The following is a 22,718-nucleotide window of genomic DNA, read 5'->3' on the forward strand; positions in this document are numbered from 1 at the left end:
CGTTATGCCTCTCCGTCTTCGTGTGTGTCTGCCTCGTGCGGCTTCGCGCCGCGCTCCGCCATCTCGGCGGCCGCCTCCAGGTACGCGAGCGCACCGATCGAGCCGCCGTCGTACGCGTGCACCGTCTGCCCGTAGCTCGGGGCCTCGGAGATCCGCACCGAGCGGGGGATCACCGCAGTGAGCACCTGCTCGGGGAAGTGCGCTCGCACTTCGCCGGCGACCTCCTGAGCGAGATTGGTGCGCGCGTCGTACATGGTGAGCAGGATCGTCGAGATCGCGAGCTCCGGGTTGAGGTGCTTCTGGATCAGCTGGATATTGCCGAGCAGCTGGCTCAGACCCTCGAGGGCGTAGTACTCGCACTGGATCGGGATCAGCACCTCGTCGGCGGCGACGAAGGCGTTGACGGTGAGCAGCCCGAGCGACGGCGGGCAGTCGATGAAGACGTAGTGGAACGTGTGCTCGGGCTGAGCGAGGAAGGTCTGCAGGGCCGTGCGCAGGCGCTGCTCACGGGCGACCAGTGAGACCAGCTCGATCTCCGCGCCGGCGAGGTTGATGGTCGACGGCACGCAGAAGAGGTTCTCGTGGTCGGTGGTCGGCTGCAGCGCGTCCTCGATGCTGCTGTCGCCGAGCAGCACGTCGTACACGCTCGTCACTTCAGGCCGGTGGGGCACACCGAGCGCGGTGGAGGCGTTGCCCTGCGGGTCGAGGTCGATGACCAGCACACGCGCTCCGCGACGAGCGAGCGCGGAGGCGAGGTTCACCGTGGTCGTGGTCTTGCCGACGCCGCCCTTCTGGTTCGACACCGTGATCACCCGCGTCTCCTCGGGGAGCGGCGAGACCGTCTCGGCCAGCTTGCGGCGTCGGCGGATCTTGTCGACGAGGTGGTCGCCGACGAGCGTCTTCTCCGCTTCAGCCATGAGTACCGATTTTAGCTCGAAATACGCGAGTGGTCTCCGTCAGCTGCCCCGAACCGAGCTCCTCGACGGCGATTTCACGCACCCGGTGCTTGCGCAGAGCCTTCTCGGCAGCGTCGATCTCCTCCTGCACGGACGAGCCCTTGAGGAAGAGCATCTCGCCGCCGTCGCGGAGCAGGGGAGCGGTGAGCGGCACGAGCTTGCGCAGCGCGGTCACAGCCCGAGCCGTGACCTGGTCGACCTCGAATGCGCCGTGATATTCCTCGGCGCGCCCCCGCAGCACCTCGACGTTGTCGAGCGCGAGACGGTCGACCTGATCGTTCAGCCAGTTGCACCGGCGCTCCATCGGCTCGATGAGCTTGAACGAGACGTCCGGGCGCACGATCGCCAGCACGAGGCCGGGCATCCCGCCGCCGGTGCCGATGTCGGCGACGCGGGCATCCCTGTTCACAAGAGGGGCGAGGATCGCACTGTTGAGCAGGTGCCTGGTCCAGAGCCGGGGAGGCTCGAGCGGGCCGATGAGGCCGAGCTCCTCGCCCCGTCGACCCAGATCCTCAGCGAACTCTCGCAGCACATCGATGCGATCACCGGCGATATCAGCGGCGGAGGCCGGTTCGGTCTCGATCTGGATCTCGCTCACCGCGTCCTCCCTCTCGTTCGCGTGAAAATGACGGGTGCAAGCCCGAATCGGAAGTGCCGACGCAGCGCGTTTCACGTAAAACGCGCTGCCGACGGTCAGCGCTTGCTGATGACGAGTCGGCGATCCCGGCCTTCGCCTCGCGACTCCGAGAAGTAGCCTCGCTCGGCGACATCGTCATGCACCAACTTGCGCTCGTACGAAGACATCGGCTCGAGTTCGACCTGCTCGCGACCGGCCGTGATCTGGGCGACCGCGGCATCGACCATCCTCTTGAGTTCGGTTGCCCGCGCGTCACGCGATCCGCCGACATCGATGATCAGACGCGAGAAGCGGCCGGTCTTCGCCTGGACTGCGAGCCGGGTGAGGTCCTGCAGCGCCTGCACGGCGTCCGCGGTGGCCAGCCGGTCGAGATCCGTGCCGCCTCCGTTCACGGAGACATACGCACGCCCGTTCGCCACGTCGATATCGATGTCACCATCGAGATCAGCGATGTCGAGCAGGCCCTCGAGGTAGTCGGCCGCGAGATCACCATCCTCCTCCAGCTCCTCGAGAGTGGGATCCTCGCGCGTGCGCTCCACTGCCGCCTCGTCTGTGCTCAACGTGACCTCACTTGTTCTTCTTCTTGGCGCGCTTCGCGCTGACGGGCTGCTGACGCTGGCCGCGCGGCTTCGGCTGCTCTGCGACCTCGAGCGCCCTCGATTCCTCGTCGGTCAGCTTACCCTTGGCCTTCAGTCGGGCCTGGCGCGCGCGCCAGGCGTCGCTGCCGGGCGTCGGCATGTTGCGGATGACGATGAACTGCTGCCCCATCGTCCACAGGTTCGACGAGAACCAGTAGATGTTCAGTGCGAGCGGGAACGCCACACCCGAGAAGAGGAAGGCGAAGGGGATGATGTAGAGCAGGATCTTCTGCTGCCGGTACATCGGAGAGTTCTTCGTCTCGTCGGAGACGTTCTTCGACATGATCTGCAGCTGCGTGAAGAACTGCGACGCGATCATCAGCACCATGATGCTGCCGAGCAGCACCACGACCATCCAGTTGCCGCTCTCCCAGCCCTGCGTGAAGGTCATCTTGAGCGGCGCCCCGAAGATGGAGGCGGCATTGAAGCTCTCGGTCAGCTCGCGGGTCATGAACCCGATACCGGTCTTGTTCTCGGCAGCGTGACGGAGCACGTAGAAGAGCGAGAAGAAGATCGGCATCTGGATGAGGATCGGCAGGCACGACGCGAACGGGTTCGTGCCGTGCTGCTTGTACAGCGCCATCGTCTCGCGGCTCATCGCCTCGCGCGAGAACTGATCCTTCTTGCCCCGGTACTTGTCCTGGACCTTCTTCAGCTGCGGCGCGATCTCCATCATGCGGCGCTGCGACTTGATCTGACGCACCATCACCGGGATCAGCGCGGAACGCACCACCACCACGAGGCCGATGATCGACAGCACCCAGGTGACACCCGAGGCCGGATCCATGCCGAGCGCGGTGAAGAGCCAGTGCCAGGCCCACAGCACGAGCTCGACGAGCCAGCGCAGCGGCCAGAGTATCGTTTCGAAGAAGTCCACCGGGATCAGGCCTTTCGCTCGATGGGGCGGACGAAGCCGCGATGATTGATCAGGAAGTTCTGGCGCCGCCCTGGTGCAACATCATCGACACCGCCGGGGCTGAACGGATTGCAGCGCAGCAAACGCCAGATCGTCAGAAACGACCCGGCGAGGAATCCGCGCAGTTGATACGCATCCACAGCGTACCTGGAACACGATGGGTAATACCTGCACACCTGGCCGTACAGCGGAGAGATGATCCGGCGGTAGGCGAGCATGAACGCGATCATCAGGTTCCTCGGCAGGAACCAAATCTCGTACGCCGCGTGCCTCACGGATCCCTCCCGTCGAGCACCTCGCGTTCGACGCGATCCAGCGCCCGATTCATCTCCCGCTCCAGCTCGCCGAAGGGTGCGGAGGCCGATGCGGGTAGCGCTCGGAACACGACGTCCACGCCGACGATGCCGCTCCTGAGCCTGCGCTCGACCACCGTCTTCATACGGCGACGCACGAGGTTGCGCGTCACCGCATTGCCCACGGCCTTCGAGATGATGAAGCCGAACCGCGCGGGTTCTCCGGGTGAACGCAAAACCGCGTGGGTGATGCAGTACGCACCACCCACGCGGCGGCCGGTTCGTACGGCGAACCGGTAATCCTCACCCCGGGTGACGCGATGCCGTTTGGCAGGCACGATCGGCCAGGGAACAGGGACGACTACGCGGTGAGCTTCGCGCGGCCCTTGCCGCGACGAGCCGCGACGATGGCGCGACCGGCACGCGTGCGCATGCGAGCGCGGAAGCCGTGCACCTTGGCGCGGCGGCGGTTATTGGGCTGGAACGTACGCTTGCTCATGAAAGACTCCGTGACTTATGGAACAGATCCCCGAAGCTCTTGGGCGACGAGGAAGTCGGAATTGGGCAGGGTTGCAGTCGGCTGCCGCCCATACAAGGTAGTAACTTTACGCCGAATTTCCCGTGCAGTCAAAGCGGATTCTTGTCGTGCTCCCGGTCGTGCCGCTCGGAGTTTCAGACTTGCCTGTGGACAAAACTGTGACTAACGTGGGCGCAGGTGTTCGTCCGGTCTCGAACTCTCCAGTATTCTCGGGCTTCCACGCCGTGCAAGCTGTGGATAAAGCTGGGCATAACATCTCTCAGATTTCAGCTACGAGACCGAACCGAGTATCCGCGTGACAGACGACGAACTGCAAGAGGCCTGGGGCAGAGTCACCCAGGCCGTCATGAGCGATCCCTCGGTCGGCCCGGCCGTGGGGGCCCAGCTCGCACTCGCCGTTCCGCGCGGCATCGCGGCGGGAACGCTCTACCTGGCCGTCCAGCTCGAGTTCACGCTGAAGCTGCTCGAGAACCGTCTCCGACCGGCCATCATGAACGCGATCGCGGGCATCCCCGAAGCCCGTGAGATCGAGAACTTCGTCGTGATCGTCGATGAGGACGCCCACCCCTCGCTCGATCCCGAACCCGAGCCGTCGCATGCGCAGGGAGCCCCCGCCCAATCCTCCTTCCACGTCGGCGACACCGATCCGGCGCTGCAGTCGACTGCGCCCACTCGCCACGACAGCACGCGCCCGGTAGCCGAGCCCCGTCGGCGGCACGGCATCGAGGAACAGGTCGACAGCCGTCTGAATGAGAAGTACGGCTTCGACAGCTTCGTGATCGGACAGTCGAATCGCTTCGCGCACGCCGCGGCCGTCGCCGTAGCCGAAGCGCCGGCCCGCGCCTACAACCCGCTGTTCATCTACGGGGACTCGGGTCTCGGCAAAACCCACCTCCTGCACGCCATCGGGCACTACGCGCGCGAGCTCTTCCCCGACGTGCGCGTGCGCTACGTCAGTTCGGAAGACTTCACCAACGACTTCATCAACTCGATCGCCAACAACCAGGGAGCCGCATTCCACGCCCGGTACCGCAGTGTCGACATCCTGCTGGTGGACGACATCCAGTTCCTCGAAGACAAGGTCGAGACGCAGGAGGCGTTCTTCCACACCTTCAACACGCTGCACGACCACAACAAACAGGTCGTCATCACGAGCGACGTGCAGCCGAAACAGCTGCGCGGGTTCGAGGAACGAATGCTCTCCCGTTTCGAGTGGGGGCTGCTCACGGACATCCAGGCTCCGGATCTCGAGACCCGCATCGCCATTCTTCGGAAGAAGGCGCAGCGCGAGGGCCTCGAGATCGACCACAGCATCCTCGAGTTCATCGCGAGCAAGTTCTCCTCGAATATCCGCGAGCTCGAGGGCACCCTGATCCGGGTCACCGCGTACGCGAGCCTCAACCAGCAGCGGATCGACATGCAGTTGGTGCACACGGTGCTGAAGGATCTGATCACCCTCGACGCCGACAACGAGGTGCAGCCGTCGGACATCATCAGTCGCACCGCGGAGTACTTCGACCTGTCGGTCGACGACCTGTACGGTCCGACTCGCGCGCAGCAGATCGCCACGGCGCGTCAGATCGCCATGTACCTCTGCCGCGAGCTGACCCCGCTCTCGCTCCCGAAGATCGGTCAGCTGTTCGGGGGACGGGATCACACGACCGTCATGTACGCCCACAAGAAGATCTCGCAGCTCATCGCCGAGCGACGTTCGATCTACAACCAGGTGACGGAACTCACGACCCGCATCAAGCAGGGATCGCGCTGACGTTTCCGGAGCCTTCGCCCGCGGTCGAGGCGAGCGGATTTATCCACAGTTATCCACCGCCCTGTGAATAGATGGGGAGAAGTCGCCTAAATCTGTGGAGGAGAACGGATCGCCTGTGGAAACAGGAGGATCCCAAGAAATCCGCATCATTCTGCGGATCCCCACTCATTCCACATTCGCCAACAACTCACAGAGTTGTAGTTCGCTACGGAGTATTGGGATGTCGCGAGTTATCCACATTATCCACAGCCGTTAACACTGTTAACACCTCAATACTTGTTAACGGGCACTCGATCACGCGGACCGCTCCTCTCGAGTCGGTCTTCGAGCAGACCGAACGACACGTTCGGATGCCAGTGCCCTCCGAGTGTGCAAAGATTGTGAACCGATGAGATTCACGCACACTCGTGCGCGTGGGAGGGAAACCAGATGCGATTCACCGTCAACCGCGACGTGTTCAGCGACGCCGTGTCGTTCGCAGTGAAGCTGCTTCCGCAGCGTCCCACGCAGCCTCTGCTGAGCGGTGCTCTCATCGAGGCCGAGGGCGACAGCCTGACGGTCTCCTCATTCGACTACGAGGTGTCAGCTCGCACGAGCGTCACCGCCGACATCTCCGAGCCCGGACGCGCGCTCGTCTCCGGCAAGCTGCTCAGCGAGATCGCACAGCGGCTTCCCCACGCCGACGTGGAGCTCTCCCTGGTCGAGAGTCGTGTCGAGGTTCGCTGCGGTTCGGCCTCGTTCCGCCTGCCGGCGATGCCCGTGGAGGAGTACCCGCAGGTGCCCCAGATCGATTCGGTCTCAGGGTCGGTTCCGGCGGATCTCTTCTCGGACGCAATCGCCCAGGTTTCGCTCGCCGCTTCGAAGGACGATGTCACCCCGGTCATCACGGGTGTGCAATTCGAGGTCAGTGAGAACTCCCTCACGCTCACGGCGACCGACCGTTATCGTGTCGCAACTCGCAGCATCGACTGGGAGAACCAGAGCGGCCAGAGCGATCTCAGCGCGCTGGTGCCGTCCAAGATCGTGACCGAGGTCGGCAAAACTTTTTCCGGCGACGGTCAGGTGCAGGTCTCGATCATCAAGGACGATGAGCGCGAGCTGATCGCCTTCACCGGCGGCTCGAAGACCGTTACCTCGCTGCTGATCAAGGGAAACTATCCTCCGGTGGGCCGGCTCTTCCCGACCTCGGTCGATAACTACTCGGTGATCAACACCGCCGAGCTGGTCGAGGCAGTCGGCCGTGTCGGCCTCGTGCTCGAGCGCGAAGCTGCGCTGCGCTTCTCGTTCGCCGAGGGAACGGTGACGCTCGAGGCCGCGGGCACCGAGTCGGCCCAGGCTGTCGAGACGGTTGACGCGCACCTCGTCGGTGACGAGATGGTGGTCTCGCTGAAGCCGCAGTTCCTGCTCGACGGACTGCGCTCCACCCACTCGGAGTTCGCGCGCATCGCGTTCACGCGCACGGATAACCCGGGTAAGCCGGGTCCGGTGCTCATCACGAGCCAGCGGAGCAAGGACGACGCCGACGAGGAGAGCTTCCGCTACCTGCTCCAGCCGAACCTGCTGCTTCGGTAGGGGAGGAGAGCGATGCGGGTCGCGCATCTCTCACTCGGGGACTTCCGCAACTACGTCACGGCCGAACTCGAACTGGCTGCCGGACCGAATCTTCTCGTCGGGCGCAACGGTCAAGGGAAGACGAATCTGGTCGAGGCGATCGCGTACTTCGCGATCCTGAGATCGCATCGAGCGTCGGGTGATGCTCCGCTGATCAGATCGGGCGCTGATTCCGCCATTGCCAGGCTGCGTGTCGAAGCAGCTGAGCGAGACGTGCTGCTCGAGCTGCAATTGAATCGGGATCGGCCGAACCGAGCGCAGGTGAATCGCAACTCGGTTCGTCCACGCGAGGTGACGAGATGGTTCACGGCGGTGTCTTTCATGCCGGAGGACCTTGGAATCGTTCGTGGAGAGCCATCAGGACGGCGCCGGTTTCTCGATGATGCTCTCGTTTCACGACATCCCGTCGCGGCAGGAGCCCTCAGCGACTACGAACGGGTGGTGCGCCAGCGTACGTCGCTCCTCAAGTCGGCTCGACGGGGGAGTGGATCTGCAATCGAGGCCACGCTCGGCATTTGGGATGAGCAGCTGGTCGAGTACGGAACACAGATCATTCTTGCGAGGCGTGAGCTTGTTCGGGACCTGAGGGTGCCGCTACGTGACGGGTATCGAGTTCTGGTGGATCAGGATCACGGACCGGAGCTGGCTCTCAGCGAGTCTGTGAACGCTGCGCTCTCTGACGTTTCACGTGAAACCCAGTCTGTTGCCGACTCGGCCGACGTTTCACGTGAAACGCTAGCGGAGGAGTTTCGAGAGGCGCTGCAATCGGTGCGCTCGCGGGAACTCGAGCGGGGCGTGACGCTTGTCGGTCCCCATCGCGATGATCTGGTCCTCACTCTGAACGGGCTTCCGGTGAAGGGGTATGCGAGCCACGGGGAGTCTTGGTCGTTTGCGCTCTCGCTGAAGATGGCGCTCGCCTCGGTTCTTCGGGCCGAATCCCCGGCCGGGGATCCCGTCATCATCCTGGACGACGTCTTCGCTGAACTCGATGCGCGCCGAAGGGAGCGACTCATGACGGCTGTGAGCGACTTCGAGCAGGTGATTGTCACGGCCGCGGTTGAGGAGGACGTACCGAACGGCGTACCCTGGCATCGCGTTCGTATCGAGGCGGGCAGGATCTTGGAGGAGGACGGCTCGTGACGACTTCCTGCGACACCAGCTTCGCCACCGAGATGTATCTCCGAGCAAAGTCGGTGTGGCGGGGAGCGCCGGTACGCCGACGCAGTCGGAGGAATCAGGAGAGCGACGCCCCCGGTGGCAGACCCTTCGGTCATGGCCGAGATCCCCGTGCACTCGGCGAGGTGCTCACCGTCATGGCGAACGATATGGGGTGGAGCGTCGAGCTCGAGCAAGCGCGTTTACTCGAAGAGTGGCCTGAGTTCGCGGGGGAGGCGACAGCAGAGCACACGACCGTCGTCGGAATCAGTAACGGTGTGCTGCAGGTGCAGTGCGACTCGACTACCTGGGCCACCGAACTGCGGCGACTGCGTGCGGAGATGCTCACGCGGTTGTTGAAGGATTACCCGGACGCCGAGGTGCGCGATCTTCGCTTTCTCGCTCCTGGTGCACCGAGCTGGCGACACGGTCCTCGCACCGTCAAGGGTCGTGGTCCACGCGATACCTACGGATAGTTTGATCGTTCTGATTCGTGTTCTGAACTGGGGTTCTCTGGGAGCATCGCGAGCTGGATCGGGTCCGAGCCGTCTGGAATTCCGGCAGTGCGAGCATTCCACAGCCTGCATGAGCGAGGGCGAGCCGCGCGTTCCACATCATCCTCATTCTGCACGCGGCATGCTTTGAAGCGGACGTGAAGCGCGCACGGGTATTCCCTGGCGACGCCACTGCGTCGCTGCGAATCCCGGTACTGATTTCGTCGCGCTGGATGATGAGAACCCGGCCGTGGGCAGCCTGGGGAAGCCAGTACCTCAGGGTCGGGGAACGAGTAGAATCGTGGGGTTGCGGAAGCGATGCGGACAGGTTCTTCGCCGGCACAATTTCAGGCGGGGTCGATCCTCCTCCGGAAATACCTCGCTCCGGCCCGTCGTGGGGCTTTTCTCGGCCTGCGCTTGATAGGCTGGTGTGCGGAAGTGTCCCGGGCGCAAAAACGCGCCGAGAGGGCCGGAAAAGGATCATTCAAGGTATGAGTTCAGAACAGGCTTCGTCCGAGGAAGACTACGGCGCCGGAGCAATCCAGGTGCTCGAGGGCCTCGAGGCGGTACGCAAGCGTCCTGGTATGTACATCGGTTCCACTGGCCCTCGTGGTCTGCACCACCTCGTCTATGAGATCGTCGATAACTCGGTCGACGAGGCGCTCGCCGGCTACTGCGACACCATCGAAGTGACGATCCTCGAAGACGGAGGGGTTCGTGTCGTCGATAACGGGCGCGGCATCCCGGTCGATCCTCATTCCTCCGACCCGTCGAAGTCGACGGTGGAGGTGGTGCTGACGGTGCTGCACGCCGGCGGTAAGTTCGGCGGCGGGGGATACGCCGTGTCCGGTGGTCTGCACGGTGTCGGATCCTCGGTCGTCAATGCGCTTTCGCGTCGCTTCGAGGTCGAGGTCAAGCGCCAAGGTTTCACGTGGAACATGTCGTTCACCGGCAGCGTTCCAGACGCTCCGCTCGCACAGGGCGAGCCGAGCGAGGAGACCGGTACGACGATCACCTTCTGGCCCAGTGCTGAGATCTTCGAGACCGTCGAATTCGACTACCAGACTCTGCGCACCCGTTTTCAGCAGATGGCCTTCCTGAACAAGGGTCTGAAGATCACTCTCACCGATCTTCGTCCCCAGGAGCCGGTCGAGAACGCGGAGGGCGAGTTGGTCGTCCCCTCTCCGCAGCACGACGAGTTCCTCTATGAAAAAGGGATCGAGGATTACGTTCAGCACCTGAACTCGACCAAGCGCGCCGAGGTGGTGAACGAGCAGATCATCTCGTTCGAGTCCGAGGACACGGAACGCAAGATCGCGGTAGAGGTCGCGATGCAGTGGACGACCGCGTACACGGAGAGCGTGCACACCTACGCGAACACGATCAATACCCATGAGGGCGGTACCCACGAAGAGGGATTCCGTGCTGCGCTCACCACGCTCGTGAACCGCTACGCCCGGGAGAAGAACATTCTTCGCGAGAAGGACGACAATCTCTCCGGTGATGACGTGCGCGAGGGCCTTACCGCCGTCGTCTCGGTGAAGCTCGGCGAGCCGCAGTTCGAGGGGCAGACGAAGACCAAGCTGGGCAACACGGAGGCCAAGGCCTTCGTGCAGAAGGTCGTGGGGGATCAGCTCGGCGATTGGTTCGAGCGCAACCCCTCAGGCGCGAAGGACATCATCCGCAAGGCGATCCAGGCCGCGACCGCGCGGCTCGCAGCTCGAAAGGCTCGGGAGACTGCGCGCCGCAAGGGCCTGCTGGAGTCCGGCGGTATGCCGGGCAAGCTCTCCGACTGCACGAGCAAGGATCCGAGCGTCTCGGAGATCTTCATCGTGGAGGGCGATTCGGCGGGCGGATCAGCCAAGACCGGTCGCAATCCGCACACTCAGGCGATCCTGCCCCTCCGCGGCAAGATCCTCAACGTCGAAAAGGCCCGTCTGGACCGTGCGCTCGGCAACGCCGAGGTGCAGGCCATGATCACCGCGTTCGGCGCCGGCATCGGTGAGGAGTTCGATCCCGAGAAGGCGCGGTACCACAAGATCGTGCTCATGGCCGATGCCGACGTCGACGGGCAGCACATCACCACGCTGCTGCTCACCCTGCTCTTCCGCTACATGCGACCGCTCATCGATCTCGGCTACGTGTACCTCGCGCAGCCGCCGCTGTACCGCATCAAGTGGGCCAATGCCGATCACGAGTACGTGTACAGCGACGCCGAGCGCGACCTGCGCCTCAAGGTGGGGGCCGAGAACGGCCGCCGCCTGGTGAAGGAGAGCGGCGTGCAGCGGTACAAGGGTCTCGGCGAGATGAATCACGAAGAGCTGTGGGAGACGACGATGAACCCGGAGTCCCGCACCCTCCTGCAGGTCACCATGGAGGATGCCGCGGCCGCCGACGAGATCTTCGCCACCCTGATGGGCGAGGACGTCGATGCTCGCCGCAGTTTCATCCAGCAGAACGCGAAGGACGTGCGTTTCCTTGACATCTGAGAACAACACCCCGGAGACCGAGGCCGACGAGACGGTCGAGGAGCAGACTCAGGAGCAGGCCGTGCACGGTCGGATCGACCAGGTCGATCTGCAGCTCGAGATGCAGCGGTCGTACCTCGACTATGCGATGAGCGTGATCGTCGGCCGTGCCCTTCCCGACGTGCGCGACGGCCTGAAGCCGGTGCATCGCCGCGTCATCTACACGATGTACGACGGCGGCTACCGTCCCGACAAGTCGTTCTCGAAGTGCACCCGAGTCATCGGCGACGTGATGGGCCAGTTCCACCCGCACGGCGACGGCGCGGTCTACGACTCGCTCGTGCGCCTCGTGCAGCCTTGGGCGATGCGCTACCCGCTCGCACTCGGGCAGGGCAACTTCGGATCGCCGGGCAACGACGGCGCCGCCGCCCACCGTTACACCGAGACGAAGATGTCACCGCTCGCCATGGAGATGGTGCGCGACATCGATGAAGACACCGTCGACTTCCAGGACAACTACGACGGCCGCACCCAGGAACCGACCGTGCTCACCAGCCGGTTCCCGAACCTGCTCGTCAACGGCTCCGTCGGCATTGCCGTGGGCATGGCGACGAACATCCCCCCGCACAACCTGCGCGAGGTGGCCGAAGCGGCCATCTGGCATCTGGAGAACCCCGAGGCCAGCCGCGACGAGCTGCTCGAGGCGCTCATGGAGCGCGTGCACGGCCCGGATTTCCCGACCGGGGCGCAGATCCTCGGATCCAAGGGGATCCGCGAGGCCTACCGCACCGGCCGCGGGTCGATCACCATGCGCGCCGTGGTCAACATCGAGGAGATCCAGGGCCGCACCTGCCTCGTCGTCACCGAGCTGCCATACCAGGTCAACCCCGACAATCTCGCGGTGAAGATCGCAGACCTGGTCAAGGAGAACAAGGTCCAGGGCATCGCGGATATCCGCGATGAGACCAGTGGCCGCACCGGTCAGCGCCTGGTGATCGTGCTCAAGCGCGATGCCATCGCGAAGGTCGTGCTGAACAACCTGTACAAGCACACCCAGCTGCAGGAGAACTTCGGCGCGAACATGCTCGCGATCGTCGACGGCGTGCCTCGTACACTCGCGCTCGACGGCTTCATCACCGCCTGGGCCAAGCACCAGGTCGAGGTGATCGTTCGCCGCACCGAGTTCCGCCTGAAGAAGGCGGAGGCCGAGGCCCACATCCAGCGCGGCTACCTCAAGGCGCTGGACGCCCTCGACGAGGTCATCGCTCTGATCCGTCGTTCGCCGACTGTGGAGGAGGCTCGCGAGGGCCTGATGGATCTGCTCTCGGTGGATCAGATCCAGGCTGACGCGATCCTCGGCCTGCAGCTGCGCCGCCTCGCGGCCCTCGAGCGTCAGAAGATTCTCGATCTCGCGGCCAAGCTCGAGCAGCAGATCGCGGAGTACCAGGCCATTCTGGCCTCGCCCTCCGAGCAGCGCGGCATCGTCGTGTCCGAGCTCACCGAGCTCGTGAACAAGTACGGCGATGAACGGCGCACGACGATCCTGCACGGCTTCGACGGCGACATGTCGATGGAAGACCTCATCCCCGAGGAGGAGATGGTGGTCACCGTGACGCGCGGGGGATACGTCAAGCGCACCCGCATCGACAACTACCGTTCGCAGCACCGCGGCGGCAAGGGCGTGAGGGGCGCTCAGCTGCGCGCCGACGACATCATCGAGCACTTCTTCGTGACCACCACGCACCACTGGCTGCTGTTCTTCACGAACACCGGCCGCGTGTACCGCGCGAAGACCTACGAGGTGCCCGAGGGGGGTCGCGATTCCAAGGGTCAGCACCTCGCGAATCTGCTGGCGTTGGCTCCCGATGAGACGGTCACGCAGATCCTCGATGTCCGCGACTTCGATGCAGCCGGCTACCTCGTGCTCGCCACCCGCGACGGCCTGGTCAAGAAGACCGCGCTCACGGAGTACGACACCAACCGCACGGGCGGCATCATCGCGATCAAGCTGCGCGAGGGCGATGAGCTCGTATCGGCGCTGATCGCTGAGTCCAGCGACGACGTGCTGCTCGTATCGAAGCAGGGCATGTCGGTGCGATTCACCGCCTCTGATCAGGCACTCCGGCCGATGGGGCGCTCCACCAGCGGTGTGCGCGGCATGAACTTCCGCGAGGGCGATTCGCTGCTGTCCGCGTCGCGGCTCGACGGCACCGAGGGGTACGTGTTCGTGGTCACGGAGGGCGGGTACGCGAAACGCACCGCCTCCGGTGAGTACCGGGTGCAGAACCGCGGAGGCTACGGCATCAAGGTCGCGAAGCTCGACGAGAACCGCGGTAATCTGGTCGGCGCGCTCATCGTGGACGAGGCCGACGAGGTGCTCGCGGTGCTCGCGAGCGGCAAGGTCGTCAGGTCGGCGGTCGCCGAGGTTCCCGCGAAGGGCCGCAACACCATGGGGGTCGTGTTTGCGCGATTCCCAGAGCAGGACCGTATCATTGGCATCGCGCGAAACACGGAGCGCGGGCTCGACGACGAAGAGTCCGAGTCCCTGGGCACCGAGAACGCTGAGAACAAGGAAGACGTGAATGAGTAACACTGTCGCCGACAAGCTGGCAAAGAAGACCCGCAAGAAGGCCCCGGCGAAGCAGGTTCGCCTGAAGCTGGTCTACATCGACTTCTGGTCGGCGGTGAAGTTCTCGTTCCTCATCTCGCTCTGCGTGGGGATCGTGAGCGTGATCTCTGCGATCCTCATCTACACCGTGCTCATCCAGACCGGTGTGTTCTCCGAGGTCGACGCCCTGTTCATGGACATCGTCGGTGAGGACAACAGCCTGATGAAGTTCATCGGCTTCCCGCAGGTGCTCGGCTTCTCGGTCGTGGTGGGTATTCTCAACACGATCGTGGGCACCGCCCTCGGCGCTATCGGCTCGCTCATCTACAACCTGCTGGTGCGTGTGCTGGGCGGGTTCCAGCTGGGCTTTACCAGCAACTGAGCGGCGCTTTCCCAGCGCGACCAGAGCAACTCGCCCGGTATCCGAACTCGATTTTTGATTTCGGCCGGTATCGGATAATGTTGTTTCTTGGTCAAGGGGCTATAGCTCAGGCGGTTAGAGCGCTTCACTGATAATGAAGAGGTCCCAGGTTCAAGTCCTGGTAGCCCCACCGAATGACTTCCTCGGGAGTTGTTCTGCGGGTCCTTAGCTCAGTTGGTAGAGCGCCTGCTTTGCAAGCAGGATGTCGGGAGTTCGATTCTCCCAGGATCCACCATTGAAGACGTACTAGAACACCTGACATCGGTTGATGCCGGTGGGAGGGCGGTGAAGGGCTCGGCGAGTCGGATCGTCGCCTGCTCGTCCTCGCTGATCTCGATGCCATCAGTGAAGGCTTGGTTCGCCAGCCGCTTGCCGTGCTCGTCGGTCCGTGCGTAGAGGGTGGCGCAGTCGACCAGCAGGCGGAGTGCGGTGCTGAGTTGCTTACATGATCCCTCGTGGTGGTCGTGCTCGCTGGCGAGCCGACGGTCTATGTCAGCGAGCCGGCGCGGATGCGGTCTTGGTGACGCTTGAGGGTGTCGAGGTCGATCGCGTCGGCGAAGTGCGCGGCGAGCAGCTTGTCGCTCTCGTTCTGGAGCCGCTTGCGGTTCTCGGTCAGGTCAAGTCCCGGGTGGTGGTGTAACGGTTGGTCCTTCGTGGTGATGGGGTCAGGCGCTGAGCTCGAGAACGGTGTCGATCACCCCCTCGGCGTCGTTGTCTGTGACGAGGGTGAGGCGGCTCTTCGCGAGGATGTCGAGGCCGAGGTAGCGGCGTCCTTCGGCCCATTCGTCGGTTTGCTCGGTGAGGACCGCGCCGACGATGCGGATAATCGCGTCCCGGTTCGGGAAGATCCCGACGGAGTCGGTGCGGCTGCGGATTTCCCGGTTGAGACGCTCGTTGGGGTTGTTGGACCAGATCTGCTGCCACAGGCCTTCCGGGAACTGCGCGAAGGCGAGAATATCGGCGCGGGCCGCGTCGAGGTGCTCGTGAGCGTCGGGCAGTTTCCCGTCGACGTAGTCCAGGAGCCGGTCGAACTGAGCGTGGACCGCGGCGGCGTCGGGCTGGTCGTAGACGGAGTGCAGCATCGCTTTCACCGCCGGCCACATGGCCTTCGGTGTCACACTCATCAGGTTCGCTGCGTAGTGCGTGCGACAGCGCTGCCAAACAGCACCGGGCAGGTTCGCTGCGATTGCTTCGACGAGTCCTTGGTGGGCGTCGCTGGTGACGAGGCGGACGCCTCCGAGACCGCGGGCGACGAGGTCGGCGAAGAACGAGTTCCAGGCTGCTCCTGTCTCGCTGGTGGCCACGCGCAGGCCGAGCACCTCGCGGCGCCCGTCGCCGTTGACGCCGGTCGCGACGAGCACCACTGCGCCTATGACGCGGCCGCCCTCGCGAACTTTCATGGTGAGCGCGTCGGCGGCAACGAAGGTAAACGGACCGGCGTCGTCGAGCGGTCGGTGTCGGAACTGCTCGACGTGTGCATCGAGCTCCGCCGCCATCCGGGACACCTGCGACTTCGACAGGGAATGGATGCCGAGGGTCTTGACGAGCTTGTCCATCCGGCGTGTGGACACGCCGGCAAGGTAACAGTCGGCGACGACGGTGATCAGCGCGGTCTCGGCGCGTTTGCGGCGCTCGAGCAGCCATTCGGGGAAATAGGTTCCCTGCCGAAGCTTCGGGATCGCGACATCGATCGTACCGACCCGGGTGTCGAGGTCGCGGTGTCGGTAGCCATTGCGCTGCGTGATCCGGTCGGATGAGGGCTTGCCCCATTCAGCGCCGACCACGGCGTCCGCGTCCGCGGACAAGAGCGCGTTGATCATGGTCTGCAACAGACTGCGCATCAGATCCGGGGACGCGTCGGTGAGAGCTTCGCTGAGCAGGCCGGCAGGGTCGACAATAGTAGGAGCGGTCATCGTGTTGATGCCTTTCGAGTGGGTTGTAGGAGATTCCTCGAAGGATCACACGGTGACCGCGTCCACGTTCTACGACGTGCTGGCCACCGTGCGCTACACCACTTTACGGGGCACTACTCTCGGTACTCTCGGTCAGCTCGGCCAGTTCTTGGGAACGGGAGGCGAGGCGTTCGTCGAACGCGGCCTCAACCTGCGCCGCGAGCGCCGCGTACTCGACCTCGGTGATCGCGATGTCCCGGTAGCAGCGAGCGTTGCCTGTGTCTCGATGTGAGCGCTGGTTGCCCATGCAATCGGGGGAGGCGCGTCCTGGCACGAAAGTGGCGGCGACTGGTCCGCGCCGAGATCTCGCGGTTCTCCAGGTCCGGGCAGGCGCCGCCTTGGTGGGGTGGCGCCGGACCGCCGTCAGACGGCGGTGAGCGCCGTCACGTCGCCTTCTTGACGAGTTCGTCAGCGGGAACAGGGACGACGCGGGTGTCTTCGGCCACGGTCTGCTCGTATCGGCCGTCTCAGCTCAGTCGTGGGCGAGGCGGAGTGCGAGGGTGAGGTTGTGGCGGGCCTGGGTGGAGTCGACTCGGGCGAGTGCGAAGGCCGCGATCACGAGCGCCACGATGTTCTCCGCGAGATCGTCTGTCTGCGTGGCTAACGATGCGGGTCGCTGGGCGTGTACGCCCCGCCTCATCGCCGAGGCGAGCTCTGCCCGATACTCGGCAACGAGCTGTGCCACTGCGGAGTCGTGAGCGATGGATTCCCTCGCGGTGTTCACCAGGAGACACCCGTTGGTGGCGGGCATGGAGTCGAGGTTGCCGAACGCGTCCCACAGCCCGGTTAGGTAGTCCGTGAGGGCATCGGGCGCGACGGGGTCGGCCTTGAATGGGCGCAGGCGGGGGCGGATGACCTCGTCGAGGTATGACTGGACGGCCTCGTCGAAAAGACCGCGCTTCGAGCCGAAGGTGTTGTACAGGCTGGAGCGGCGGATGCCGGTCGCTTCCTCGAGTTCGGGGATGGAGGCGCCGTCGTAGCCGTGTTCCCAGAACACTGTGCGGGCGGCGCGCACGACAGTGTCGCGGTCGAAGGCCTGCGTCCGGGCCATGTTGCACCTCGCTCGCTCCGTAACGTTCAGTCCAGTATATACTGGAAGAGTCATTACAGAACGGGCAGGAGTCCGGAGAGGGAACGCATCATGGTCATCGCAGGTCTCGTGCTCGCCGGGTTGGCGGCGCTGATCCACGTCTACATCTTCTACATGGAGTCCATCGCCTGGACGGGCGCGAAGGCGCGCGCCACGTTCGGGACCACGGTCGAAGAAGCGGAGGCGACGAAGAGTCTTGCGTTCAACCAGGGCTTCTACAACCTGTTCCTCGCGATCGCCGTCGTCGCGGGCATCGTCTTCCTCGCCACGGGTGCGACAGCGGTCGGCGCGGCCCTCGTGTTCACCGGTGCGGGGTCGATGGCTGCCGCTGCGCTCGTGCTGTTCGCCTCCAGCCCCGACAAGCGCGGCGCCGCGCTCAAGCAGGGTATCCTGCCGCTGCTCGGGGTGATCGCCTTGGCCATCGGCGTCGCCCTGTAGTCGTTTCGTTGCCATGCCGGGGGTATGCGCCCGGCGCCCGGAACTGTTCGTTGTTGCTTTGAGAAGTTTCATCAGTCATGTCCACGCCTGTCAGCACGCAGATCCAGCTCGCCGCCCGCCCGCAGGGTTGGCCCACCCACGACGATTTCCGCACCGTGACGGTGCCGTTGGGGGCGCTCGAGGCCGGGCATGTGCGGGTGCGGAACGAGTTCGTGTCGGTCGACCCGTACATGCGGGGGCGGATGAACGACGTCCGCAGCTATGTCGCCCCGTACCAGCTCGGTGAGACGATCACCGGTGGTGCGATCGGCCGCGTCGTCGCCTCGGAGGCGCCGGAGTTGCCGGTGGGTGCGTTGGTGCTGCACCAGCACGGGTGGAGTGACCTCGTGCAGGATGCCGCCTCGACGTTCCGCGCCGTGCCAGATCTTCCCGGCGTGCCGTCCTCCCTGCGCCTGCACATTCTCGGGGTGACGGGGCTGACGGCGTACGTCGGGTTGACGGCGATCGCGAAGCTGCAGCCGGGTGAGACGGTGTTCGTCTCCGGCGCTGCGGGCGCGGTAGGAACCGCGGTCGGACAGCTCGCGAAGCTCCTCGGCGCCGACCGTGTCATCGGCTCTGCCGGCAGCGACGAGAAGCTCGCCCTGCTCACCGAGAAGTACGGGTACGACGTGGCCTTCAACTACAAGAACGGTGACGTGCGCGGCCAGCTCGCCCAAGCCGCCCCCGTGGGCATCGACGTATTCTTCGACAACGTCGGCGGCGACCACCTCGAAGCGGCCCTCGACGTCTTCAAATGCGGCGGACGGGCAGCACTGTGCGGGGCGATCGCGGGATACAACACCACCGAACGCGCCCCGGGTCCGGACAACCTCGCCAACGTCATCACCCGCGCCCTCACCCTGAAGGGCTTCACCCTGGCCGCCTACCTGCAGCTGGGCGCGGAGTTCCAGGAGAAGATCGCTCCCTGGTTCGCCGAGGGAAAGATCGCCTACGACGAGACCATCGTCGACGGCATCGACCACACCGTGGATGCGTTCCTAGACATGATGCGCGGCGCGAACACCGGCAAGATGCTCGTCCGCATCCCCACCGACACCCGCGGCGAGGAGGAGGCGCACGCGTGAGGGACGACACCCTCGTAGTTCCCGTCGACGGCGGCCTCATCCGCGGGCAACGCTCCGGCACCGTGGAGACGTGGCGTAATAGCGTCCACTTGGCTGTCCGTCAGAGGTGTTCTAGCTCGTCTCCTAGCGTTCACTACGACTCCGGGTTCATCGTCGGCGGCACCTCGCGGCTCGTCGCCAAGACCGAGTTTCGCCTGTTCCCACGCGGTGCCGAGCCGCTCGAACCTCTGCCAGGTGTTCGGTTTGAGTCCACCCGCGTCCACAGCCAGAACCCCGGCTTCCGTGAGAGATCACCGAAGCCGGGGGTTTCTTCGTGTTCATCGATCGCGCCGGGTAGTGCCCGTCAGTGCAGACCTCCGACGTGATTCGCCCAGGCCTCCGTCGTAGGGTGGGGGACATGATGTACGCGGCTGCACCGACGATGACGGCGCAGCTTGCGCGTACGCTGCAGCAGCTCGACGTCCACGGAGGCGTCACGCTGCCCGGCCGTCCTGCCGGCGCGACCCTGCGCTGGCTCAGGGTTTGGCGGCGGTGGCGATCCTTCGCCATCAGCGTCCTTGCGGTCGGCGCGGGGTTGACGGTCGCGGGGGGGGGGGAGTGCTCCGCGACAGCGGTGTCTTCTGGGCGCTGGCGATCCCGGTCGGTGCACTGCTCGCCTTCTGCGGAGCGGTTTGGATCGGCGTCGTGCTCCTCCTGCGACGGCTGATGAACCCGCGCCTCTCCGCAGAGGAGCACCCCGTGACGATCGACCCGCATGGCGTGACGCTGCGCGGAATCGGGCCCTTGCCATGGAGCTGGCTCGCACCTCCCGAGCGTCGGCGTGTGCCGGTGAAGAACGACATCGGGGGTGACTGCACGCTGATGCCGCTCACACCTGCGGGCCACGCAGCGGTGAACGCTCAGCCTGGTTGGTGGAAGCACCTCGTCGGCCCCAAGCCGTACCTGCGCGTCGACATTCCCTATCTACTGCTGCCCGGCATCGAGGGTTTCACCGAGGAGGAGACCCTGCACCTGTTTCGAATCGCGCACGAGAGGTTCGCCCGATGAAAGTCCCCTCCACTTCGCCTGATATCACGAGTTCCGATCCGCTCGGGTCTCGACGTCAGCAGGCCGCCTCGGTGATCGGAGACGACGCGGCTAAGCGTCTGCGAGCCATCCCGCAGAGCGGTCTGCTCTACATCGATGCCCCGCTGGGTCGTGCGTTCCTCTCGTGGCTCATCGACCTGTTCGTCGTCGTGGGCGCCGCACTCGGGCTGGGGCTCGCGGTGCTGGGATCCTCGTCGTCGCCGAATCCGGTGCCGGGGGCAGCGGTGATCATGATCATTCTGCTGCTCGTGCTGCCGTTCCTCTACGGCTGGTGCTACCGCAATGGCCGCGCACTGGGTGGACTTCTCACCGGAACCCGGTTGGTGAGGGCCAAGGACGGTGAGCGCATCGGCTGGGGCAAGGCCGGCTGGGCGATGCTGATCCGAGTTTTCTTCCCCCTGTTCTTCATCGTGGGTTTCCTCGACAGCGGTCACAATGACAGCTTCAGCACGGTCCGCACGAGCATCGACGATCGGGCGACCCGAAAGATCCGCGCCGCGGGGATCGTCCGGCAGTAGGGAAGGACGGATCAGGAATCCGATGCTCCCGGGGGCGCGCCGACACCCTGACCAGCTACCGCCCGCCCGGGCTGGCACTCCGCAATGCTTGTTCGTGGGTTCGATGGGGTTCTTCGACAGCGGCCGAGGGCGCGGCTGCGGCGCCTACGCCGTTGGTTGTGAGGTCGCACCTACGCCGCCGGTGGCGAGGTCGCGCCTACACCGCCGGCTAGGCCGGATCCCTGCCGAGGTCCGAGGGCGAGACGCCGACGGGTTGGCGCAGAAGGGTGCGAAGCCGGTCGGGTGCGACCCTGCGGAAGTCGCTGAAATAGATCTCGTGGTGCTTGCCCTCCAGGCGTAATCCGTGCTCCGGAACGAACTCGTGATGCATGCGCTCCAGCACTGGGCCTTCATCGTCGAAGGAGCCGACGTGGAGCGTCTGCACGCAGCGCCCCTCCGACAGGGTCTCGAGGCGAACGTCGTCGAGGCGGGCGGGCCTGTCCTTGGCCCCCGCCTGATCGACCGCCTCGAGGAACGCGGCGCGTTCGATCCAATCGGGGGTCATGAGCATCATCGTCCAGCTCCACCGGGATTTGTCGCGTGAGGATCCCGTGAAACTGTTCATGTCCTCGGCCCACCACAGCCCTTCGAGCGGCGGGACGACGTAGTCGCGCGCGAGCTCCCGCTTGCTGAAGAACTTGAGCTTGTAGGCGACGGGGTAGAGAGCGGAGAGGGCGTCTGTGTAGGCCGGAGAAGTGTTGGGATCGCCGTGCCCGTCCACCATCAGATACTGCATAGCGGGAACATCGACGATGCGGAACCCGCCTCGCGGGGCCCGGTAGCAGTCGAGAGTCTTCTTGAAGTCGATCTTGTCGGTCATCGCACACTCGCAAGCGGGAAGTGGGTTGCGGCGCGAGACGGATACGGGCGCCGGGCGCTGAACATGTAGCGCCTCAGCGTACTCGCGATCGCCGAGAAGCGACAGTCCTGTGGCGCGCTTCCATCCCCAGAGTTATCCACACCTGGGGACGAATTACATCGTTGTGATTCCCGCGCGATCCGAGTGACAACCTGCTGCACTCCCGGATCAGGCCTGAATGATCCCCAGATCTTCACAATTCTTATGCACATCTTGGGGATAACCGGCTTCTCGTGTTCGAAGTGTTGCTGAAACCGTTCCTCCGGCACGGATGTAGACCTCGCGCACCGTTGTAGACCTCCCGCCCCGTGCGGGAGGTCTACAACGGTGCGGCAGGTATACAGCGGCGGAGGGTGCTTCAGCTCCCGGGCTACTCGGGCGAGGGCCCCACCCCGGCGGCCGCAGCCCGGCATCCTGCGGGCCGCGCGCCCAGAGCTCCGAAGGCTTCCCCCGCGCCTCCGCCGGGTTCATACTGATGGGATGGGGATCGAGGTGCTGCCGGCGACGGTGTTCGAAGACGTGGCGACGCTCGTCGGGCCGAAGAAGCCGACCTCGAACGTGTGCTTCTGCCTGAGCTACCGCATCGGCAACAAGCAGAACAACGCGCTCCGCGGCCCCGCCCGCGCCGATCGCGTGCGCGAGCTGTGCGCTCAAGATCCGCCGCCGGGTGTGATCGCGTACCTCGACGGCGAGCCGGTCGGGTGGGCGGCAGTGCATCCGCGCCGTGACACGAGCTTCGCGCGCAATCGGCTGATCCCGCAGCTCGACGATCTCGATGTCTGGTCGCTGTGGTGCTTCCGCGTTCGACCGGGATATCGCAAGCGGGGGATCATGCACGCCCTCATCGAGGGTGCGGTGGCCCATGCCCGCGCGAGCGGAGCGCCGGCCATCGAAGGGTACCCCGTCGACAACGGGAATGAGCGCGTGAACCTCACGATGGCCTACGTGGGCACTCGCCGGCTGTTCGAGAGCGCGGGGTTCGTGAAGGCCGCGGACACGGGATCGGTGCTCGACGGGTATCCGCGGGTGCTGATGCGGATGCCGCTGGGCTGACGGGATCCGCCGGGTTCTCCGGCCCGAAGGGCGCCGAGATACGGATTTCGCATGCC

General features: G+C 64.8%; 24 protein-coding genes and 2 tRNA genes. 16 read left to right on the forward strand and 10 right to left on the reverse strand.

Annotated features, from left to right (window positions below; all coding sequences use genetic code 11):
• Window positions 1-2: 2 nt before the first annotated feature.
• The 7 genes from KVY00_RS09295 to rpmH all read right to left on the reverse strand — a co-directional run bounded on the left by KVY00_RS09295 (window position 3) and on the right by rpmH (window position 3,939).
• Window positions 3-917 carry a ParA family protein gene (locus tag KVY00_RS09295; protein WP_255572575.1) on the reverse strand — a complete coding sequence of 305 codons (915 nt, stop codon included), beginning with the start codon at window positions 915-917 and terminating at the stop codon, window positions 3-5.
• Complete coding sequence (gene rsmG / locus KVY00_RS09300) at window positions 910-1,554, reverse strand: 16S rRNA (guanine(527)-N(7))-methyltransferase RsmG (protein ID WP_223042704.1); 645 nt, start codon at window positions 1,552-1,554, stop codon at window positions 910-912. Before rsmG ends, KVY00_RS09295 begins: the two co-directional genes overlap by 8 nt.
• 95 nt (window positions 1,555-1,649) lie before the next feature.
• Window positions 1,650-2,153 (reverse strand): Jag family protein, encoded by a 504-nt coding sequence (locus KVY00_RS09305; protein WP_223042705.1) that lies wholly within the window; start codon window positions 2,151-2,153, stop codon window positions 1,650-1,652.
• A gap of 7 nt (window positions 2,154-2,160) precedes the next feature.
• On the reverse strand, window positions 2,161-3,108 hold the full coding sequence (gene yidC, locus KVY00_RS09310; protein ID WP_223042706.1) for a membrane protein insertase YidC: 948 nt from the start codon (window positions 3,106-3,108) through the stop codon (window positions 2,161-2,163).
• Between the two features lie 5 nt (window positions 3,109-3,113).
• Window positions 3,114-3,377, reverse strand: coding sequence for a membrane protein insertion efficiency factor YidD (yidD, locus tag KVY00_RS09315; RefSeq protein ID WP_223042707.1), 264 nt, complete (start codon window positions 3,375-3,377; stop codon window positions 3,114-3,116).
• A 41-nt stretch (window positions 3,378-3,418) separates the two neighbouring features.
• Complete coding sequence (gene rnpA, locus KVY00_RS09320; RefSeq protein WP_223042708.1) at window positions 3,419-3,778, reverse strand: ribonuclease P protein component; 360 nt, start codon at window positions 3,776-3,778, stop codon at window positions 3,419-3,421.
• Between the two features lie 23 nt (window positions 3,779-3,801).
• On the reverse strand, window positions 3,802-3,939 hold the full coding sequence (rpmH, locus tag KVY00_RS09325; RefSeq protein ID WP_187554654.1) for a 50S ribosomal protein L34: 138 nt from the start codon (window positions 3,937-3,939) through the stop codon (window positions 3,802-3,804).
• A gap of 328 nt (window positions 3,940-4,267) precedes the next feature.
• Between rpmH and dnaA the strand changes: the two genes are divergently transcribed.
• The 10 genes from dnaA (at window position 4,268) to KVY00_RS15570 (ending at window position 15,143) form a co-directional block, all read left to right on the forward strand.
• A complete protein-coding gene (gene dnaA / locus KVY00_RS09330; protein WP_449405451.1) occupies window positions 4,268-5,746 on the forward strand; it encodes a chromosomal replication initiator protein DnaA in 1,479 nt (492 codons plus the stop codon).
• A 429-nt stretch (window positions 5,747-6,175) separates the two neighbouring features.
• Window positions 6,176-7,318 carry a DNA polymerase III subunit beta gene (gene dnaN, locus KVY00_RS09335; RefSeq protein WP_223042710.1) on the forward strand — a complete coding sequence of 381 codons (1,143 nt, stop codon included), beginning with the start codon at window positions 6,176-6,178 and terminating at the stop codon, window positions 7,316-7,318.
• Between the two features lie 12 nt (window positions 7,319-7,330).
• Entirely contained in the window at window positions 7,331-8,497 is a 1,167-nt protein-coding gene (recF, locus tag KVY00_RS09340; RefSeq protein ID WP_223042711.1) for a DNA replication/repair protein RecF, read from the forward strand.
• Between the two features lie 32 nt (window positions 8,498-8,529).
• On the forward strand, window positions 8,530-8,988 hold the full coding sequence (locus KVY00_RS09345; protein WP_223045257.1) for a DUF721 domain-containing protein: 459 nt from the start codon (window positions 8,530-8,532) through the stop codon (window positions 8,986-8,988).
• Window positions 8,989-9,497: 509 nt separating this feature from the next.
• Window positions 9,498-11,495, forward strand: a complete 1,998-nt coding sequence (gene gyrB, locus KVY00_RS09350; protein WP_223042712.1) for a DNA topoisomerase (ATP-hydrolyzing) subunit B — start codon at window positions 9,498-9,500, stop codon at window positions 11,493-11,495.
• Window positions 11,485-14,064 (forward strand): DNA gyrase subunit A, encoded by a 2,580-nt coding sequence (gene gyrA / locus KVY00_RS09355; protein WP_255572576.1) that lies wholly within the window; start codon window positions 11,485-11,487, stop codon window positions 14,062-14,064. The genes gyrB and gyrA overlap by 11 nt, the downstream gene beginning before the upstream one ends.
• A complete protein-coding gene (locus tag KVY00_RS09360; RefSeq protein ID WP_223042713.1) occupies window positions 14,057-14,464 on the forward strand; it encodes a DUF3566 domain-containing protein in 408 nt (135 codons plus the stop codon). Before gyrA ends, KVY00_RS09360 begins: the two co-directional genes overlap by 8 nt.
• A 95-nt stretch (window positions 14,465-14,559) precedes the next feature.
• A tRNA-Ile gene (locus KVY00_RS09365) sits at window positions 14,560-14,633 on the forward strand.
• A 29-nt stretch (window positions 14,634-14,662) separates the two neighbouring features.
• A tRNA-Ala gene (locus KVY00_RS09370) sits at window positions 14,663-14,738 on the forward strand.
• Window positions 14,739-15,020: 282 nt separating this feature from the next.
• Window positions 15,021-15,143 (forward strand): hypothetical protein, encoded by a 123-nt coding sequence (locus KVY00_RS15570; protein ID WP_255572577.1) that lies wholly within the window; start codon window positions 15,021-15,023, stop codon window positions 15,141-15,143.
• Window positions 15,144-15,168: 25 nt separating this feature from the next.
• On the opposite strand, the gene KVY00_RS09375 is transcribed toward KVY00_RS15570, so the two are convergent.
• On the reverse strand, window positions 15,169-16,416 hold the full coding sequence (locus KVY00_RS09375; protein WP_223042714.1) for an IS256 family transposase: 1,248 nt from the start codon (window positions 16,414-16,416) through the stop codon (window positions 15,169-15,171).
• A gap of 52 nt (window positions 16,417-16,468) precedes the next feature.
• Between KVY00_RS09375 and KVY00_RS09380 the strand changes: the two genes are divergently transcribed.
• The gene (locus KVY00_RS09380; RefSeq protein WP_223042715.1) at window positions 16,469-16,687 is read left to right on the forward strand and encodes a hypothetical protein; all 219 of its coding nucleotides are present in this window, start codon (window positions 16,469-16,471) and stop codon (window positions 16,685-16,687) included.
• Between the two features lie 240 nt (window positions 16,688-16,927).
• Here the strand turns inward: KVY00_RS09380 and KVY00_RS09385 are convergent, their stop codons facing one another.
• Window positions 16,928-17,506 carry a TetR/AcrR family transcriptional regulator gene (locus KVY00_RS09385; protein ID WP_062818758.1) on the reverse strand — a complete coding sequence of 193 codons (579 nt, stop codon included), beginning with the start codon at window positions 17,504-17,506 and terminating at the stop codon, window positions 16,928-16,930.
• Window positions 17,507-17,596: 90 nt separating this feature from the next.
• Between KVY00_RS09385 and KVY00_RS09390 the strand changes: the two genes are divergently transcribed.
• The 4 genes from KVY00_RS09390 (at window position 17,597) to KVY00_RS09405 (ending at window position 20,711) form a co-directional block, all read left to right on the forward strand.
• Window positions 17,597-17,983 carry a DUF1304 domain-containing protein gene (locus KVY00_RS09390; RefSeq protein WP_114045794.1) on the forward strand — a complete coding sequence of 129 codons (387 nt, stop codon included), beginning with the start codon at window positions 17,597-17,599 and terminating at the stop codon, window positions 17,981-17,983.
• A 77-nt stretch (window positions 17,984-18,060) separates the two neighbouring features.
• On the forward strand, window positions 18,061-19,107 hold the full coding sequence (locus KVY00_RS09395) for an NADP-dependent oxidoreductase (protein WP_223042716.1): 1,047 nt from the start codon (window positions 18,061-18,063) through the stop codon (window positions 19,105-19,107).
• A 738-nt stretch (window positions 19,108-19,845) separates the two neighbouring features.
• Window positions 19,846-20,154, forward strand: coding sequence for a hypothetical protein (locus KVY00_RS09400; RefSeq protein ID WP_223042717.1), 309 nt, complete (start codon window positions 19,846-19,848; stop codon window positions 20,152-20,154).
• The gene (locus KVY00_RS09405) at window positions 20,151-20,711 is read left to right on the forward strand and encodes an RDD family protein (protein WP_223042718.1); all 561 of its coding nucleotides are present in this window, start codon (window positions 20,151-20,153) and stop codon (window positions 20,709-20,711) included. The genes KVY00_RS09400 and KVY00_RS09405 overlap by 4 nt, the downstream gene beginning before the upstream one ends.
• 208 nt (window positions 20,712-20,919) lie before the next feature.
• Here KVY00_RS09405 and KVY00_RS09410 read toward each other — a convergent pair whose 3' ends face one another.
• Window positions 20,920-21,570 carry a GyrI-like domain-containing protein gene (locus KVY00_RS09410; protein ID WP_223042719.1) on the reverse strand — a complete coding sequence of 217 codons (651 nt, stop codon included), beginning with the start codon at window positions 21,568-21,570 and terminating at the stop codon, window positions 20,920-20,922.
• A 519-nt stretch (window positions 21,571-22,089) separates the two neighbouring features.
• Here KVY00_RS09410 and KVY00_RS09415 point away from each other — a divergent pair.
• Window positions 22,090-22,662 (forward strand): GNAT family N-acetyltransferase, encoded by a 573-nt coding sequence (locus KVY00_RS09415; RefSeq protein WP_223042720.1) that lies wholly within the window; start codon window positions 22,090-22,092, stop codon window positions 22,660-22,662.
• The last annotated feature ends 56 nt before the right edge of the window (window positions 22,663-22,718 follow it).

This window comes from Leucobacter tenebrionis (assembly GCF_019884725.1).
Lineage (GTDB): Bacteria > Actinomycetota > Actinomycetes > Actinomycetales > Microbacteriaceae > Leucobacter > Leucobacter tenebrionis.

Coding starts and splice junctions, on each gene's coding strand:
- KVY00_RS09295 (WP_255572575.1), bottom strand. CDS start 917: ATGGCTGAAGCGGAGAAGACGCTCGTCGGCGACCACCTCGTCGACAAG.
- KVY00_RS09385 (WP_062818758.1), bottom strand. CDS start 17,506: ATGGCCCGGACGCAGGCCTTCGACCGCGACACTGTCGTGCGCGCCGCC.
- KVY00_RS09360 (WP_223042713.1), top strand. CDS start 14,057: ATGAGTAACACTGTCGCCGACAAGCTGGCAAAGAAGACCCGCAAGAAG.
- KVY00_RS09345 (WP_223045257.1), top strand. CDS start 8,530: ATGTATCTCCGAGCAAAGTCGGTGTGGCGGGGAGCGCCGGTACGCCGA.
- yidD (WP_223042707.1), bottom strand. CDS start 3,377: ATGATCGCGTTCATGCTCGCCTACCGCCGGATCATCTCTCCGCTGTAC.
- rpmH (WP_187554654.1), bottom strand. CDS start 3,939: ATGAGCAAGCGTACGTTCCAGCCCAATAACCGCCGCCGCGCCAAGGTG.
- recF (WP_223042711.1), top strand. CDS start 7,331: ATGCGGGTCGCGCATCTCTCACTCGGGGACTTCCGCAACTACGTCACG.
- KVY00_RS09405 (WP_223042718.1), top strand. CDS start 20,151: ATGAAAGTCCCCTCCACTTCGCCTGATATCACGAGTTCCGATCCGCTC.
- KVY00_RS09390 (WP_114045794.1), top strand. CDS start 17,597: ATGGTCATCGCAGGTCTCGTGCTCGCCGGGTTGGCGGCGCTGATCCAC.
- gyrB (WP_223042712.1), top strand. CDS start 9,498: ATGAGTTCAGAACAGGCTTCGTCCGAGGAAGACTACGGCGCCGGAGCA.
- KVY00_RS09395 (WP_223042716.1), top strand. CDS start 18,061: ATGTCCACGCCTGTCAGCACGCAGATCCAGCTCGCCGCCCGCCCGCAG.
- KVY00_RS09410 (WP_223042719.1), bottom strand. CDS start 21,570: ATGACCGACAAGATCGACTTCAAGAAGACTCTCGACTGCTACCGGGCC.
- KVY00_RS09415 (WP_223042720.1), top strand. CDS start 22,090: ATGGGGATCGAGGTGCTGCCGGCGACGGTGTTCGAAGACGTGGCGACG.
- KVY00_RS09375 (WP_223042714.1), bottom strand. CDS start 16,416: ATGACCGCTCCTACTATTGTCGACCCTGCCGGCCTGCTCAGCGAAGCT.
- dnaN (WP_223042710.1), top strand. CDS start 6,176: ATGCGATTCACCGTCAACCGCGACGTGTTCAGCGACGCCGTGTCGTTC.